The following is a 15,900-nucleotide window of genomic DNA, read 5'->3' as shown; positions in this document are numbered from 1 at the left end:
GTACCACCGGAGTCGGCACGTGATGCAGTGATGCAGTGATGCAGTGATGCAGTGATGCAGTGATGCAGTGATGCAGTGATGCAGTGATGCAGTGATGCAGTGATGCAGTGATGCAGTGATGCAGTGATGCAGTGATGCAGTGATGCAGTGATGCAACTCAGCGTAGACGCGACGCTCAGATAGGAATGCAACCCGTCATGACCGCACATCACCAATTAGCATTCTGTTACGGCAAACCGCATCTCCTCCGGGGAAAAGACTACAACCCAGATTGTTGTGCCGCCGCTGCCGCTTCAGCCGCTGCTCGGGCGGCGGCCAAGCGTTGCGCACGGTCACCTAACTGACGACGCAGCAACGCATCCAACACAATGGGACGATCCCAATGGTCGTAACTGGTCACTAATGTGTGGCGCAACATGCGGTAGTGCGTATTCTCTGGGGCCACCGGCAAAATGGCCAAAGCAGCATGCCAGCCCTCCTGTAAGTGTGCTTGGTATACCTGCAACACCGCATGCAATGGCTGCCGCGTAATCAGCGCCCAGGCACCAGCAAAATACACATCAGCAGCACGCCACCCCTGTTTAAGCAGCGTCTGCGCTTCGGCGTGCGGTATTCCGATATAGCGTGCCAACTCATCGACAAAGCTATCTGGATAATGTTTGGCATAGATATCCAGGTCAGACAATTGCTGGTCGATCCACGCATCCCCTGTCGTCACTGCAGGCACACCCGCCGGCTGCGCCAATGCGGGGAACACAGAGACGACCAACAGCAACGCCAACACTAAGACGCAACGATAAATACGATGCAACAAGAACCCCGAAAACACACAGGCAGAAGACATGCATTGATGATGCCCCAGAAACAGCACGGATCGCAAAATTGTCTCACCGCACTTGAAATAACATCGTCCATGAAGCTCAATGACTGCACTAGCAACAGTGACACCGAAATACCAGCACACTGAACACTCACCGTAGCACCAAGCAATCCCAAGCTATAGCAGCAGCACACACACTAATGTGAACCTGCCCCAATCCAGAGTACAGGTCCACAACGTGCATGAGCGGTAATACCCAAGGCCTAGCGCGGTTGTTCAATCCAACGGCAGACACAATGCCGCTATTTCATCAGCCATGTGAAATTCTGCATGTGCCATCAAGCAGCCAAAGTGGCATTGTCAATCACAAAACGGTACTTGACATCGCCTTTCATCATTCGTTCGTAGGCCTCATTGATACCGTCGGCACGGATCAACTCAATGTCCGCAACAATGCCATGCTCCGCACAGAAATCCAGCATTTCCTGTGTTTCTGCAATACCACCGATCAGCGATCCAGCAATGGAACGACGCTTAAAGATCAGATTGAAGACTTCCGGTGAAGGATGCGGCGTAACAGGCGCACCAACCAAGGTCAATGTGCCATCCCGCTTCAGCAGAGTCAGGAAAGGATCAAGAGAATGCGAGGCAGCCACAGTATTCAAAATCAAATCGAAACTCTTTACATGGGCAGCCATCCTTTCCTCATCACGTGACACCACCACCTCATCTGCTCCCAGCGCCTTGGCATCCTGTCGCTTAGATTCGGACGTGGTGAACGCAACGACATACGCCCCCATGGCATGAGCCAACTTAATCCCCATATGACCCAAGCCACCAATGCCGACAATGCCGACTTTCTTACCCGGACCAGCATTCCAATGGCGCAGTGGCGAGTACGTCGTAATCCCGGCACACAATAACGGTGCGACTGCGGCAAGCTGTGCCTCAGGGTGGCGGATGCGCAACACAAAGCGCTCATGCACAACGATCTTCTGAGAATAACCACCCAATGTATGGCCCGGAGCATCCTGAGTCGGGAAGTTATAGGTACCAATCATGCCATCGCAGTAATTCTCCAACCCTGCATCGCACTCCTGGCAATCCTTGCAGCTATCGACCATGCAGCCAACAGCGACAAGATCTCCCGCCTTAAAGCCCTGCACATGCGTCCCGATGGCAGAGACCCGACCGACAATTTCATGTCCTGGTACACACGGAAAAAGCGTGCCCGCCCATTCAGCCCGTACTTGATGAATATCGGAATGGCACACGCCACAGTAATGAATATCAATTTGCACATCATGCGCACCCGGAGCACGACGGGCAATCTGCATGGATTCCAAGGGTTTATCCCCAGCGTGTGCACCGTAAGCATTGATAAACATTAGGAAGTCTCCTTTTATATAAGTATTTTTCAGTGAAAAAAGCGGTAATAGAGCGGCCAAGCACATACTGATTTACCGCACACTTACAAGCAATGTTGCTTTTCTCTTGAAGCACTAACGCAGCATCAAGCTGGAAATAACCAATGAAGAAGCAGTCAACGCGTGCTTTGCATTGCAACGATGCCACCAATCATCGCACCGGAAGAACGCCTGTACCCAAACGGGACCACGCAAACGGTAGGAACCTAACACCTTCGTTCATCATACATGTCAATGAATGGTTATGCATCGAAGAGAAGATGTGATGCCGCGCCTGACTGGCTGCAATCACAATTAGGCCGACTCGGGCCGAATAAAACTAAGTAGCTCATGATGGAATCATCGGACATCGCGGATGAAAGAACGAGCTGCCTTGCCTGCGAAAAACTCATGCTTAGACACCTGTCCGTACTACCAACACCTCTGGCGCAACCATAAACGTACGACATAAACGTACGACTATGTGAATTAATCAATCCTACCAACGTCAAGATCACCAAGTCCTTACTGTTGAACAGTGCACCGCTCTGCTCATCAACACCAGGAGTGAAAAGCAGAAGCGTTACACGCTTGGCGTAAGTATCAGCGGTGCATGTCCACAATCCGATCAGTGTCTCCATCAACCACGATTTCAGCGAATTCTTGCCGAAGAGGTTGCCACGAATATTGATCTTGATGGGACCGAGATTCAGGCAAAAAAACGTGGCGTGGAGATAACACTTATTACTGCGTCGAATACAAGCATTTCATTGCCAACAACAGCATTCATGCACGCCAATATTAGCTTTATAGGATATTGCGGCGTTGAAGCATTGCCACGTACCAACCTGGCCGCTGCCAGGAAAGCCATCATAGCTTGTCCCACTCCTACCACAGCGGCTGATGCGCATCTCCCTAAGAGATAATATCCAGGAAATATATAAAACTATAATCGGATGTTAATCAAATCTACATCTTCATTAATTCCAGGAACACTTCCCTTACCGCTATACTTCCAGACTGAACAACTTTTACAAGATTTACTCTAAGTCTGTGGAATTATAGGTTCATCAACATCCTAATGGGTAACCGATAATGGTTATTCACTAAAATTATCTCTGTCTCCAGCTATCCTTTTATCCCAGAAATTTTTTGAGCAATAAATTAATTGCTTTCTATTCAAAAAAAATAAACTCTTCCCAAGCAGAAGAACAAAATCATTAAGGTTGTCGCCCATCACTTCTGGTGTTGCACTCTCATTGCCGATCAACTCCACATCCAAAGCAAAATATTCACATGAAGCATCAAATTCATTTTGAGTCAGCACATTAACCATATTATCTCTCTGCGCTTTTGGTGTACTGCTCAATGCACGGAAATAATGATAAGTTCCTGATGTCATACCCGCAGATAGCACATCGCAACGATACCTCACATAGTTGGAATCCTGGAATGTTGCACCTTCCGTTGCTTTCATAAAAACATAACACATATTAGCCTCTCTCACTTTCGTGAAATCTATTTCACCATTTCCGTGAGATATATCAATACCTTTATTAAAAATATCAGCCTCTCCTAAATTATTTTAAGAACCTATCGAATTTTATATTTCTTCCTAAATCATAATCATCCTGAAATTATAATAACTTAGTAAAATAAAATCATTTAATGTGAAATATAATTTGAGTATAGCGTAATCCATGTCGAAAGAAACTATTCTCATGATGAAGCTTGAGCCTAAGTTGTGCGCCGAGTTCATGCCCAAAGCGGCACGCAAACGCATGCATGACTACATTGAGCGGCATCACCATGCGCTCGAATACGATAACGACCTACGCAGCAAGATCAAGAAAACACGCACACTTCATGAACGCCGATCGTAACCGCCCGAATACAACGTGCCCGCCAAATTCAACACCATCGCGCTGCATCAGTGAACTGGGAAAATCAATCCAGCACCCACCGCTCCATCTGATGTGAACTGTTCTTGATCGCAGATCCACTCACCAACTGCCGCATGTACTGCATCCATTGGATCATCCGGATGCAATACATTAGCTAGGCTTGCTTTACCGAGCCTTATACCGTCGTTCCAGCACCAACAACCCCACTCCCCCTGGGAATACCAATGTCACCCAGGAACCATGACATCCGACATCCCTCATGGATCGGTTCAATACTTCGGCACGCCAGGATCAACCTGGGTGGACCAAGCATCAATGCCACCACCGATATTGTAGATAGAGGTAAACCCCAGACTACGGAAATGCTCGGCGGCCTGGAGACTACGCCCGCCGTGATGACACAAGAATGCCAGCGGCGTCCCTTTGGGAAGCTGCTCCAGAACAGCACGTTCGCCGCCGTCCATGGTGCGGAACGGCACAGCGACCGAAGCAACCGCACGCTCATCAGCAGGGCGCACATCCACCAACGTCAGAACACCCGCATCAACCTGAGCCGCCGCATCACCGGGCGATAACTCCTGAATCGGCTGAGGCGCGTTTGGATTGTCAATCACTAACCCCTGGCCACGGATATCATCAACCCAATCAATCGTGATGCCCTCAGCACGACGCGCACTGGCAAGATCAAACTGCACCCGTAAACCGTTATATTCTGCAGCAATTGCCTGCGTATTAATTGGCGCCAGCTCAAAAGTAGGTTGGAAACGACTATCGATTGACAGTGCCAACGTACTCCCGGGTGCATTGGCTAATGTACCCTTGAGCATCTCCACAGCAGTTGGAGTGATCGTGATGGATGGCGGCGTAAGGTCCGGAGCAGCCACACCAAGCAAAGTGCTCAACTCCCCGTTCTCATACATCTGCGACACGATGTCACTGCCACCGATCAACTCGCCATCAATGTACAACTGCGGAATTGTTGGCCAATCGCCATAGCGTTTGATCCCCTCTCGTATCTCTTGGTCGTCCAATACATTGACATGCGCGTACTCAACACCAAGTGCCTGGAGAATGCCTGCCGCCTTAGCAGAAAAACCGCACTGCGGCATCCCCGGACGCCCCTTCATAAACAAAACAACACGGTTGGAATGCAACAACGTTTCGATGCGCGAACGCAATGCAGAATCAAGAGACATTTGGGAAACCGATCATGGGACGTGGAATAGCTGCCCATTTTACGCCTGCATGCGATGATGCGGACATGACAACAAAAGAAATACCACATTACACCGTGATGCCTGCCCGTCCCTGGATAAGCTGGCTTATCTTGCTACACCTCACCGCCGCGGTACTGTGGTGGTACCTGGGTTGGAACTGGGGACTGCCAATGATTTTCATCGCCCATATCAGCTTCTTATTGGCAATATTTTTACCTCAATCGCGGCTCTATGCGCCCGTCGTTGTACAGTTGGACAGCACTGCCCACCTCGTCTGGCTGACCATCGACGATGGCCCCTCCGATGACACCGCAGCAATGCTAGATCTGCTCGACCGCCACGATGCGCGCGCCACGTTCTTCCTGGTTGGCGAACGCGCGGCACGTCAACCTGCATTGGTACAAGATATACTGCACCGTGGTCATGCCATCGGTAACCACAGCCAGACCCACCCACATCAATGGTTCTGGGCACTTGGCCCACGCCAAATGGCGACCGAAATTGCAATGGCACAACGCACCTTAACCGAGATCACTGGGACCCCGCCACGCTGGTACCGCTCAGTGGTTGGGATGACCAACCCATGGGTGGCCGCGCCATTACGTCAATACGGTCTGGACCGTATCGCATGGAGCGCGCGCGGCTTTGATGGAAGGCACTGTGAACCAGATAAAGCCGTAAAACGGATCGTGCGAAATCTGCGCCCTGGTGCCATTGTGCTGCTACACGAAGGAATTACACATGGACACAACCTCATGATCCTAAGCCAAGTGTTGCAAGCCCTGGATGCACGCGGCTTAAAAGCGCGTAATCCCCATTGACGGATCACGCCGCCAACACGACTAATGCACCCACTGCTGCCTGCATCACCTCAACGGCACCGATGACACATCAACACGGCCAGCTTGAAATCACCCTGCGTGACACATCCGCTAACAACCCACTCACCCTGTCTCCCGACAATACAATAACTGCAACACCATCCAGGAAGGCCGTAATTCCACAGCCTTTCCTGATTGACATTGAGTACGTCAACCGCTCCTACTTCGCAAACCACATAGACCCCACCCAGAGGGAGCCGCGTGCACTCATATCAAGCGGCGGCGCTACGCGACTTGAGCGGCACCACCTTCTCAGCCACCTCAGCACGGCGCGACAATGCCCGGTCAATACGAGAAAACACTTCACGTATCAACCCAGCATCAGGAAGCAACGTCACGCGGAAGTGATCCCGATATGGCACATTAAAACTTGATCCAGGCACCACCAGCACTCCCTCCTCATTCATCAACTCCAGCGCAAAAGCATAATCATCAAAGTGCCGCGCCGCTGGTCCCACGACCGATGGGAACGCGTATAATGCCCCAGCAGGCACCACCAACGACAAATGCTCACTCGCCGCGCATGCATCAATCACCGCACGGCGCGTCTCGTACAAAGGACCACCAGGCGAACATAACGGAGTGATCGTATCTGGCCCATTGACCGCCGCATCAATCGCATATTGCCCTGGGACATTCGCACACAAACGCAACGCACCCAGCAAATCCATCGCATTGCGCAGATTATCAACTTGAATGCTACTCCCGGACAGCAACGCCCAACCCACACGCCAACCGCACGCACGATGCACCTTACTCAGCCCACTGAAAGTGATACATGGATGCGTCCCCGCCAAAGGAGCCACTGGAACAAACACCGCACCGTCATACAAAATCTGATCGTAAATCTCATCAACCAACAACAGCAGATGATGTTTCACTGAGATTGCCACAATCCGCTCCAATAACTCCTGCGAATAATTGGCACCACTGGGATTATTCGGATTAATCAACACAATCGCACGTGTCCGTGAAGACACCAGCGTTTCGATCTCAACTGCATCTGGCTGGAAACCGTTCTCCGGCGCACAACGGTAATACACCGGCCGACCATCGTTGAGAATCGTCGCCGCCGACCACAGCGGATAATCCGGTGAAGGAACCAACACCTCATCGCCTGGATTAAGCAACGCCCGCAACGACAAATCGATTAACTCAGAAACCCCATTCCCCACAAAGACCCGATCTGCATCAACATCTGGATAGTGACGTCGCGCATAAGCAGCAGCAATCGCCTCACGTGCGATTGGCAAACCCTGCTGATGCGTATAAGGATCGGTACGTCCCATATCATCGGCAATAGCACGTTGCAGATGCTCTGGCGCCCGAAAACCGAACGCACCTGGATTACCGATGTTGAGCTTGATAAGCTTGCGTCCCTCCGCCTCAAGCTCACGCGCACGGCGCGCCAACTCCCCTCGGATCTCATAGCGGACTTCGGACAGGCGCTGGCGCGTAACAAGCGGCGTTTGCGGGCTATTAGACATCACGTATGTAAATCAATTTACTGGAAGTCGACATGTTAGTTCAAAATACAACTCCACGTCAGACCTTATATCCCTTTATCATTTACTCAGCAGCGCCTGACGTTTTACTAGATGAACATTAACTAGATGAGCAGTTTCCATCAACACCACTGCCTCCCAACAGCGCGGAAACTCAACACTCACCGCAGTGCACTTACTGTTACTCAACAGATGCAACACCAACAACGCTGACTGGATTGCTGCACTTTAATAACGCACCGCGTGACAACAGCATAACTTTAAAAAAATCTACTTATTAATAAGTGATTACTGAAAATTTAAACTGCGATGTAGTAATTCATTAAACATCGAACATCGGTGTTTTAAATATTTTAAATAGCAATAAAGGAAAAGGATTGCACATTAAGGATGGCAACATGACATACAAAAATCCCCTTGCAACGCAACAGAATCAACGCGCTTCCAATCCACAGCCTGACAGCGCACTCCACGGCTTAGTGCTCCTTGCCCAATTCCATGGCATTGCGGCTGACCCCGTACAGATAGCGCATGACTTCGGGCGCAGTGGCGAACCATTCGATGAAACAACCTTGCTACTGGCCGCCAAAAAACTTGGACTAAAAGCCAAAGTCGTCACCCAACCGGTCACCCGTATCGCAATGGCCGCATTACCTGCACTCGCACTGATCCCTGGAGGAACAGCATTTATCGTCGCCAAAGTGACAGGCAACCAGATACTGATCCACGACCTGGCAGATCAACGGCCACGCACAATCTCACACGATGAATTTACCGCACGCTACGCCGGCCGCTTACTCCAAGTCGCCTCCCGCGCATCGGTCCTAGGAAATCTGGCTAAATTCGACTTTAGCTGGTTCATCCCCGCAGTGGTCAAATATCGCAAACTGCTGGCTGAAGTCTTTGCAGTGTCCTTATTTATCCAGATATTCGCACTGGTGACACCCCTGTTCTACCAAGTCGTGATGGACAAAGTGCTCGTACACCAAGCACTCAGCACCCTTGAAGTCATTGTCGTTGGCCTCATCTCCCTGGCCTTATTCGAAGTAGTACTCACCGCACTACGCACCCATGTCTTCGCACATACCACCAGCAAAATTGATGTTGAACTCGGCGCACGCTTATTCCGCCATCTATTAGCATTACCGTTAGCGTATTTTGAATCGCGCCGGGTTGGCGACACCATCGCCCGCGTACGCGAACTAGAAAACATCCGCCACTTCCTCACCGGCCAAGCACTGACCTCCGTCTTAGACCTCCTATTCACCGTCGTCTTTTTGTCCGTCATGTTTTGGTACAGCGGCTGGCTCACCCTGATTGTGGTGATCTCATTACCCCTGTACGCACTGATCTCCGCATTCATCACCCCAGTACTCCGCAAACGTCTGGATGAAAAATTTGCACGCGGCGCAGACAACCAAGCATTTTTAGTGGAAACCGTCAGCGGCATTGGCACCGTTAAAGCAATGGCCGTAGACCCACGTGTCACCCGCACCTGGGACAACCAACTGGCAGGCTACGTTGGTGCCAGCTTTAGCGTTACCAAAATTGCCACCCTCGGCCAACAGAGCGTTCAATTAGTACAGAAACTGACCAACGTCGCCGTATTATTTTGGGGCGCCAAACTGGTAATTGACGGACAACTGTCCCTCGGACAACTAATTGCCTTCAACATGTTGTCCGGCCAAGTCACTGCCCCCATCATCCGACTCGCCCAGCTATGGCAGGATTTTCAACAAGTCGGACTCTCTGTCGAACGACTCGGCGAAATTCTGAACACCCGTACCGAACTCCCCGGCAGCCGCATGACATTGCCGCCCATCCAAGGGCGCATCACCTTCGAGCGCCTCATCTTCCGTTACCGTCCAGATACCCCCGACGTACTCTCCGGAATCGACCTAGACATCCAACCTGGCGAAGTCATCGGCATCGTAGGACGCTCCGGTTCAGGGAAAAGCACCCTGACAAAACTCGTACAGCGCATGTACGTCCCAGAACGCGGCCGCGTCTTGGTCGACAGCCACGACCTCTCATTGGCCGATCCCGCCTGGCTGCGTCGCCAAATTGGCGTCGTACTGCAAGAAAATTTCCTGTTCAACCGCAGCGTCCGTGAAAACATCGCCATGGCCGACCCGGGAATCCCCCTGGAACGCGTCATCCACGCAGCGACATTAGCCGGTGCCCATACCTTCATTTCTGAACTACCAGAAGGCTATGACACCAAGATTGGCGAACACGGTACAGGACTCTCCGGCGGCCAACGCCAACGCATCGCAATTGCCCGCGCCCTGATTGGCGACCCACGCATCCTTATTTTCGATGAAGCCACCAGCGCACTCGACTACGAATCAGAACATGCCGTCATGCAAAACATGCGAGCCATTTGCAAAGGCCGCACCGTTCTCATCATCGCCCACCGCCTCTCCACAGTCCGTAATGCCGATCGTATCGTCGTCATTGATAAAGGGAAAATCGTAGAAAGCGGCTCCCACGAAACACTCCTCAACCGCAACAACGGTCATTACGCCCACCTCTACCGACTCCAACAAGGGACCACATGAAACACATGCTCCAAGGATGGCGCGACTTTCTTTCGCGTTACCTCCACGTCTTCCGTGCCGCCTGGTCGATTCGCGCCCAACTAGAACCACCTCACCGCACCACCGATGAGCGCACCTTCCTACCCGCCCATCTAGAACTGACCGAAACCCCGGTCTCCCCTACCGCATGCTGGAGCATGCGGATCATTATTGCCTGCTTCATCGTGACCCTACTGTGGGCCTGCTTCGGCAAAATTGAAATTGTTGCCGTCGCCCCGGGGAAAATCGTCGTCGACTCACGCACCAAAGTACTCCAACCACTAGAGACCGCCGTAGTACGCCGTATCCTGGTCCGTGATGGCGAAAAAGTGAAAGCACACCAAGCACTGATCGAACTTGATGCCACCGCCACCGGCGCCGAATACGCACAAGCTGAAGATGCCTTACTCAATGCCACATTGACCGCATTGCGCCTGCGCGCACTCTCCACCGCACTAGAACGTGGCCAAACACCGCAACTCACCCATTCAGCAACCATCCCCGCTGATCGCATCGCCGCCGAACAAGCACTGACACTGAGCCAATTCAATGCATACCAAGCCAAACGCCACAACCTACAAGCAACCATTGCCCAACGCCGCGCCGAACTACGGACAGCCCAAGACACCATCGAACCATTGACCGAATCCGCACGCATCTCCAAAATGCGCTCCGCCGATTACGCCATACTCCTCAAAGACAAATACGTCGGCCGTCACGACTACCTACTGCGTGAACAAGAACGCATCACCGCCGAACGCGACTTAGCAACCCAACGCAACCGCATCCAAGAAATCCGCTCCGCCCTGAGCGCAGCCCAAGAAGAACTCAGCGTATTACAAGCCGACTTCCGCCAACAAACCCTGGATGACCTACGGAAAGCCGACGAACAGATCGGCCAATTGACACCACAACTGGCAAAAGCCAAACAACGTAATCGACTCATGACACTACGCTCCCCCGTTGAAGGCATCGTCCAGCAACTAGCCATCCACACCGTTGGTGGCGTCGTGACCCCCGCACAACAACTCCTAGCCGTGGTCCCAGTACAAGAAACATTAGAAGTGGAAGCCACCGTCCTCAACAAAGACATCGGATTTTTACGTCCCGAACAACGCGTCACCGTCAAAATTGAAAGCTTCCCCTACACCCGCTACGGATACCTCACCGGCAAAATCATCAGCATCTCCCATGACGCCGCACAAGACGAAAAACTAGGCTTAGTCTTTCCCGTACGCATCCGTTTAGACAACACCACACTCACTATTGATGGAACACAAATCAGAATGAGCGCAGGCATGGCATTAAGCGCCGAAATCAAAACAGGCAAACGCACCGTTATTGATTACTTACTGAGCCCCCTAGAACAATATACCGACGAAGCATTGCGGGAACGATAAACCCCGCCATCAACATTGGCACTCCAATGCGCCTCCATCCCTTCCCCCAATGCCAATAACACCACCACCACATCACGCAAACACCTGCCAACGCACCTGCAATAACGCCTCAAACACAGCCAGCGCAACAACACCCACAGCCCCCTCCTACACCCCAGACACCACCCACACATTCCCCCCTTGAAGACAGCCGTGCAAGCCCCCTCCCTCGCTCACCTCACCGCTTGCCTGCACCCCACCCACAAAACAGCACATACACCCCACCCACACCTTGCCACCCTTACATAACCAAAAAATAGTGATATAAACCTCAAAAATAAGGCAAAGGAAGCCGCCCCCAATGCAACCCAAGGACACCCCAAAGCATCCGACCACAGCAGCCTTCCCTCCCTGCTCCCTGCCAGCCCCGTCACCTCCCCCCCTCCTATCACCATCAATCAATGCCCTGCCACTGTCTTTATATAAAAAGACGGAGACAGCATTTTTTTATCCAACTTAAAGACGGAGACAATAAATGACACAGCGCCCCTCTTTACTAAGGACTCCAGACCGCACCATAGACAACGACAAACATCATACGGAAAACACCACACCCCCCATAATGCTGCGGTGGTGTGACAATGAATACTGCAAACGCATTTAAAAAACTACTGAAATTATGTGGACTGATTGTAATTTCCTTACTCATGGTATTCGGCGCTTTTATCTCCTGCGGGATCATTTATATCAAAGAAAAAGCACAACGAGATGCTATTGCACAGAAAATCAAAGAATCAAATGAAATTCTGATGCTCCAATCAGATGACTCCAGCTACAAAAGATGCTTCAAGTTTGACAAAGAATTGTATGCAACAGGACTTCTGCATGGAATTATCATCTTTCATTTTAATAATTTTTTATATATTTCAGGGGTCGAGAAATCCCCATCAAAACCCCATGAGCCACGGAGCTCAACGATCACCATAGGAGTTTTTGGTAAATACCTATCAAAAGAAAATTACATCAACTCCATTACTAAAGAAGACCCAAGCAAACAGATTAAGGTTATAGGAAAATACAAAGATTTACGTTTATATACTTTCGCTAATTCTTTTTACTCAGCAACGGATAATAATGAGATTTTCTTTATTGAATAAAAAGCTGATGATGGCCAACCAAAAAATAAAGAGGAGCGAATCCATGAATTAAAATTAATTATTGATTTCCTTGAAACCCATACCATCCCCTGTCAAGGAAAATCATGATGACAAGTTTAGATTTTTATTTTGACCAAGCCACGTTGGACCGTGCCAACACCTATAGAAATGCAGGGAATGACTGGGCGATGTACCACACATTATCCGATGCCGTTAAAGCCGGTGGCGGCGATGCCAGATTGGCGAATGGGTTGAAGAATGCGGGGGACATCCATTACGCACAAGACCGCGACGCACCGTCTATACGTACAGTGATGGATCAGGTCGACCACAAAGTTAATAAAATAAAGACACAGCATCATCCTGCAGCGGTTTAATAATGAATATTCCAAGAGTATTTAAATCTCTACTGAAATTATGTGGAATTGTTGCGCTGACCTTGCTTATGGTATTCGGCGCTATTCTCTCCTGCGGGAAAAATAATATGACAAAAACAACACCGCAACAGGCCGCTGCACAGGACATTAAGGAGGTCAGTAAAATAATGATGCTTCAATCGGATGATCACAGCTACAAAAAATGTTTCAAGTTTCCCCCAGAAGTGTGGCCAAGCAAACTTCCACCAAACATGATCATATTTCGTTTTAAGACTATTGAGTATCTTTCTGGTATCGAAACATCTCCAGGTAATCTCGGTGAGGCCGGAACCTCGATAGTTTCTCTAGCCTTTTTCCCTGATAAACCATGGAAAGAACATTATATCCATACCCTTTCACAGGCTTATAGGAATGGGAAAGTTGAAATTATTGGGGAGTATAAAGAATTTAATTTTTATAATCTTAGGGATTTCCTTTATTCGGCGATTGATAAGGATGGAATTTTTAATATTGAATATGATGCTGGTGATGGTCTACCACGAAAAAAAGAGGAGCGAATCCGTGAATTAAAATTAATTGTTGATTTTATTGAATCCCATACCATCCCATGTCAAGGAGAATCATGATGACAAGTTCAGATTTTTATTTTGATCAAGCCACGTTGGACCGTGCCAACACCTATAAAAATGCCGGGAATTATCCGGCGATGTACCAGACATTGTCCGATGCCGTCAAAGCCAGTGGTGGCGATGCCAGATTGGCGAATGGGTTCAAGAATGCGGGGGACATCCATTCCGGGCAACACCGCGACGCACCGTCTATACGTGCAGTGATGGATCAGGCCGACCACAAAGTTAATAAAATAAAGACACAGCATCATCTTGCGGCGGTTTAATCATGAATATTCCAAGACTATTGAAACGCTTACTGAAATTATGTGGACTGCTTGCACTTGCCTTGCTGATGGTATTCGGCGCTATTCTCTCCTGCGGGAAAAATAATATGACAAAAACAACACCGCAACAGGCCGCTGCACAGGACATTAAGGAGGTCAGTAAAATAATGATGCTTCAATCGGATGATCACAGCTACAAAAAATGTTTCAAGTTTCCTCAGGAAGTAATGCCGATCCAATTTGATCCTAGCAAGGCTATATTTTATTTTAAAAATATTGGATATCTTTCTGGCATTGAGACATCTCCGGGTAATCTCGGTGAGGCCGGAACCTCGATAGTCGCTCTCATCTTTTTCCCTGATCAACCATGGAAAGAATATTATATCCATGCCCATTTACCTACTGGTAGCAATAAGCAAGTAGAAATCATGGGAGAATACAAAGAATTCTACTTTTATCATCGTAGGGATTCCCTTTATTCTGCGATTGATAAGACTGGATTGTTCAATATTGAATATCAGCCCGGCCAACGGAGAAATAAAGAGGAGTTAATCAGTGACTTAAAGTTAATTATTGATTTTGTTAATACCCATACCATCCCCTGTCAAGGAAAATCATGATGACGAGTTTAGATTTTTATTTTGATCAAACAACGCTAAATCTTGCCAACACCTACAGCAATGCCGGGAATGACTGGGCGATGTACCACACATTATCCGATACCGTCAAAGCCAGTGGCGGCGATGCCAGATCGGCGAATGGGTTCAAGAATGCGGGGGACATCCATTCCGCACAACGCCGCGACGCACCGTCTATACGTGCAGTGATGGATCAGGCCGACCACAAAGTTAATAAAATAAAGACACAGCATCATCCTACGGCGGTTTAATAATGAATATTCCAAGAGTATTTAAATTTCTACTGAAATTATGTGGAATTGTTGCGCTGACCTTACTCATGATATTCGGCGCCATTCTCTCCTGCGGGAAAAATAATATGACAGAAACAACACCGCAACAGGCCGCTGCACAGGACATCAAAGAGGTTAGTAAAATGATGATACTTAAATCACGCAATTCCAATGATAAAAGATGTTTCAAGTTACCCCCAAAAGTGGGGCCGATCCAATTTTCACCTAGCACGGCCATATTTTATTTTAAAAATATTGGGTATCTTTCTGGGCTTGAGACATCTCCAGGTAATCTCGGTGAGGCCGGAACATCTATAGCCACCCTATCCTTTTTTCCTGATCAACCATGGAAAGAACATTATATCCGCTCTGTTGCACGTACTCTCAGCAATGAGCACGTGGAAATCATAGGGGAATATAAAGAGTTCTATTTATATAATCTTACTAATTTCCTTTATTCGGCCATTGATAAAACGGGGTTGTTCAATATTGAATATCAGCCAGGCCGACCAAGAAATAAACAGGAGTGGACCCATGAATTACAGTTAATTATTGATTTTGTTGCAGCCCATACCATCCCCTGTCAAGGAGAATTATGATGACAAGTTCATATTTTTATTTTGATCAAACAACGCTAGATCTTGCCAACACCTACAGCAATGCCGGGAATGACTGGGCGATGTACCAGACATTATCCGATGCCGTTAAAGCCAGTGGCGGCGATGCCAGATTGGCGAATGGGTTCAAGAATGCGGGGGACATCCATTCCGCACAACGCCGCGACGCACCGTCTATACGTGCAGTGATGGATCAGGCCGACCACAAAGTTAATAAAATAAAGACACAGCATCATCCTACGGCGGTTTAATA

At 49.3% G+C, this 15,900-nt stretch carries 17 protein-coding genes; 12 read left to right on the top strand and 5 right to left on the bottom strand.

The window, feature by feature from the left end:
• Positions 1–259: 259 nt before the first annotated feature.
• The 3 genes from F7G16_RS05055 to F7G16_RS05040 all read right to left on the bottom strand — a co-directional run bounded on the left by F7G16_RS05055 (position 260) and on the right by F7G16_RS05040 (position 3,769).
• The gene (locus F7G16_RS05055) at positions 260–844 is read right to left on the bottom strand and encodes a hypothetical protein (protein WP_004090977.1); all 585 of its coding nucleotides are present in this window, start codon (positions 842–844) and stop codon (positions 260–262) included.
• 314 nt (positions 845–1,158) lie between these two features.
• Entirely contained in the window at positions 1,159–2,208 is a 1,050-nt protein-coding gene (locus F7G16_RS05050; RefSeq protein ID WP_004090975.1) for an NAD(P)-dependent alcohol dehydrogenase, read from the bottom strand.
• A gap of 1,117 nt (positions 2,209–3,325) precedes the next feature.
• Entirely contained in the window at positions 3,326–3,769 is a 444-nt protein-coding gene (locus F7G16_RS05040; RefSeq protein ID WP_080502619.1) for a glycoside hydrolase family 25 protein, read from the bottom strand.
• A 157-nt stretch (positions 3,770–3,926) separates the two neighbouring features.
• On the opposite strand from F7G16_RS05040, the gene F7G16_RS05035 reads away from it, so the two are divergent.
• A complete protein-coding gene (locus F7G16_RS05035) occupies positions 3,927–4,109 on the top strand; it encodes a hypothetical protein (protein ID WP_004090969.1) in 183 nt (60 codons plus the stop codon).
• Between the two features lie 290 nt (positions 4,110–4,399).
• On the opposite strand, the gene grxD is transcribed toward F7G16_RS05035, so the two are convergent.
• Positions 4,400–5,326 (bottom strand): Grx4 family monothiol glutaredoxin, encoded by a 927-nt coding sequence (gene grxD / locus F7G16_RS05030; RefSeq protein WP_004090967.1) that lies wholly within the window; start codon positions 5,324–5,326, stop codon positions 4,400–4,402.
• Positions 5,327–5,391: 65 nt separating this feature from the next.
• Here grxD and F7G16_RS05025 point away from each other — a divergent pair, with 65 nt between their 5' ends.
• A complete protein-coding gene (locus F7G16_RS05025; protein WP_011098095.1) occupies positions 5,392–6,168 on the top strand; it encodes a polysaccharide deacetylase family protein in 777 nt (258 codons plus the stop codon).
• Positions 6,169–6,440: 272 nt separating this feature from the next.
• Here the strand turns inward: F7G16_RS05025 and F7G16_RS05020 are convergent, their stop codons facing one another.
• A complete protein-coding gene (locus tag F7G16_RS05020) occupies positions 6,441–7,715 on the bottom strand; it encodes a pyridoxal phosphate-dependent aminotransferase (protein WP_004090963.1) in 1,275 nt (424 codons plus the stop codon).
• Positions 7,716–8,131: 416 nt separating this feature from the next.
• On the opposite strand from F7G16_RS05020, the gene F7G16_RS05015 reads away from it, so the two are divergent.
• The 10 genes from F7G16_RS05015 (at position 8,132) to F7G16_RS04970 (ending at position 15,898) form a co-directional block, all read left to right on the top strand.
• Positions 8,132–10,294 carry a type I secretion system permease/ATPase gene (locus F7G16_RS05015; protein WP_004090961.1) on the top strand — a complete coding sequence of 721 codons (2,163 nt, stop codon included), beginning with the start codon at positions 8,132–8,134 and terminating at the stop codon, positions 10,292–10,294.
• Positions 10,291–11,712: an HlyD family type I secretion periplasmic adaptor subunit gene (locus F7G16_RS05010; RefSeq protein ID WP_011098096.1), complete on the top strand. Its 1,422-nt coding sequence runs from the start codon at positions 10,291–10,293 to the stop codon at positions 11,710–11,712. The genes F7G16_RS05015 and F7G16_RS05010 overlap by 4 nt, the downstream gene beginning before the upstream one ends.
• Positions 11,713–12,332: 620 nt before the next feature.
• On the top strand, positions 12,333–12,848 hold the full coding sequence (locus F7G16_RS05005; RefSeq protein ID WP_012382676.1) for a hypothetical protein: 516 nt from the start codon (positions 12,333–12,335) through the stop codon (positions 12,846–12,848).
• 104 nt (positions 12,849–12,952) lie between these two features.
• Positions 12,953–13,225 (top strand): hypothetical protein, encoded by a 273-nt coding sequence (locus F7G16_RS05000; RefSeq protein WP_011098098.1) that lies wholly within the window; start codon positions 12,953–12,955, stop codon positions 13,223–13,225.
• A 2-nt stretch (positions 13,226–13,227) separates the two neighbouring features.
• On the top strand, positions 13,228–13,851 hold the full coding sequence (locus tag F7G16_RS04995) for a hypothetical protein (RefSeq protein ID WP_011098099.1): 624 nt from the start codon (positions 13,228–13,230) through the stop codon (positions 13,849–13,851).
• The gene (locus tag F7G16_RS04990) at positions 13,848–14,120 is read left to right on the top strand and encodes a hypothetical protein (RefSeq protein ID WP_011098100.1); all 273 of its coding nucleotides are present in this window, start codon (positions 13,848–13,850) and stop codon (positions 14,118–14,120) included. Before F7G16_RS04995 ends, F7G16_RS04990 begins: the two co-directional genes overlap by 4 nt.
• A gap of 2 nt (positions 14,121–14,122) precedes the next feature.
• A complete protein-coding gene (locus tag F7G16_RS04985) occupies positions 14,123–14,740 on the top strand; it encodes a hypothetical protein (protein WP_011098101.1) in 618 nt (205 codons plus the stop codon).
• Complete coding sequence (locus F7G16_RS04980) at positions 14,737–15,009, top strand: hypothetical protein (protein ID WP_011098102.1); 273 nt, start codon at positions 14,737–14,739, stop codon at positions 15,007–15,009. Before F7G16_RS04985 ends, F7G16_RS04980 begins: the two co-directional genes overlap by 4 nt.
• Positions 15,010–15,011: 2 nt before the next feature.
• Entirely contained in the window at positions 15,012–15,629 is a 618-nt protein-coding gene (locus F7G16_RS04975) for a hypothetical protein (RefSeq protein ID WP_038232303.1), read from the top strand.
• Positions 15,626–15,898 carry a hypothetical protein gene (locus F7G16_RS04970; protein WP_011098104.1) on the top strand — a complete coding sequence of 91 codons (273 nt, stop codon included), beginning with the start codon at positions 15,626–15,628 and terminating at the stop codon, positions 15,896–15,898. The genes F7G16_RS04975 and F7G16_RS04970 overlap by 4 nt, the downstream gene beginning before the upstream one ends.
• Positions 15,899–15,900 lie beyond the last annotated feature (2 nt).

This window comes from Xylella fastidiosa, assembly GCF_011801475.1.
In the GTDB taxonomy this organism is placed as follows: Bacteria; Pseudomonadota; Gammaproteobacteria; order Xanthomonadales; family Xanthomonadaceae; genus Xylella; species Xylella fastidiosa.
Note: the sequence above shows the minus strand (reverse complement) of the source record. Positions and strands in the feature narration are given on the sequence as shown.

What these genes read in the sequence shown, in the direction of transcription:
- F7G16_RS04985 (WP_011098101.1), top strand. Translation starts at nt 14,123, where the DNA reads ATGAATATTCCAAGACTATTGAAACGCTTACTGAAATTATGTGGACTG.
- F7G16_RS05020 (WP_004090963.1), bottom strand. Translation starts at nt 7,715, where the DNA reads ATGTCTAATAGCCCGCAAACGCCGCTTGTTACGCGCCAGCGCCTGTCC.
- F7G16_RS05035 (WP_004090969.1), top strand. Translation starts at nt 3,927, where the DNA reads ATGTCGAAAGAAACTATTCTCATGATGAAGCTTGAGCCTAAGTTGTGC.
- F7G16_RS04995 (WP_011098099.1), top strand. Translation starts at nt 13,228, where the DNA reads ATGAATATTCCAAGAGTATTTAAATCTCTACTGAAATTATGTGGAATT.
- F7G16_RS04970 (WP_011098104.1), top strand. Translation starts at nt 15,626, where the DNA reads ATGATGACAAGTTCATATTTTTATTTTGATCAAACAACGCTAGATCTT.
- F7G16_RS05050 (WP_004090975.1), bottom strand. Translation starts at nt 2,208, where the DNA reads ATGTTTATCAATGCTTACGGTGCACACGCTGGGGATAAACCCTTGGAA.
- F7G16_RS05010 (WP_011098096.1), top strand. Translation starts at nt 10,291, where the DNA reads ATGAAACACATGCTCCAAGGATGGCGCGACTTTCTTTCGCGTTACCTC.
- F7G16_RS04975 (WP_038232303.1), top strand. Translation starts at nt 15,012, where the DNA reads ATGAATATTCCAAGAGTATTTAAATTTCTACTGAAATTATGTGGAATT.
- F7G16_RS05000 (WP_011098098.1), top strand. Translation starts at nt 12,953, where the DNA reads ATGATGACAAGTTTAGATTTTTATTTTGACCAAGCCACGTTGGACCGT.
- F7G16_RS05055 (WP_004090977.1), bottom strand. Translation starts at nt 844, where the DNA reads ATGTCTTCTGCCTGTGTGTTTTCGGGGTTCTTGTTGCATCGTATTTAT.
- F7G16_RS04980 (WP_011098102.1), top strand. Translation starts at nt 14,737, where the DNA reads ATGATGACGAGTTTAGATTTTTATTTTGATCAAACAACGCTAAATCTT.
- F7G16_RS04990 (WP_011098100.1), top strand. Translation starts at nt 13,848, where the DNA reads ATGATGACAAGTTCAGATTTTTATTTTGATCAAGCCACGTTGGACCGT.
- grxD (WP_004090967.1), bottom strand. Translation starts at nt 5,326, where the DNA reads ATGTCTCTTGATTCTGCATTGCGTTCGCGCATCGAAACGTTGTTGCAT.
- F7G16_RS05005 (WP_012382676.1), top strand. Translation starts at nt 12,333, where the DNA reads ATGAATACTGCAAACGCATTTAAAAAACTACTGAAATTATGTGGACTG.
- F7G16_RS05015 (WP_004090961.1), top strand. Translation starts at nt 8,132, where the DNA reads ATGACATACAAAAATCCCCTTGCAACGCAACAGAATCAACGCGCTTCC.
- F7G16_RS05025 (WP_011098095.1), top strand. Translation starts at nt 5,392, where the DNA reads ATGACAACAAAAGAAATACCACATTACACCGTGATGCCTGCCCGTCCC.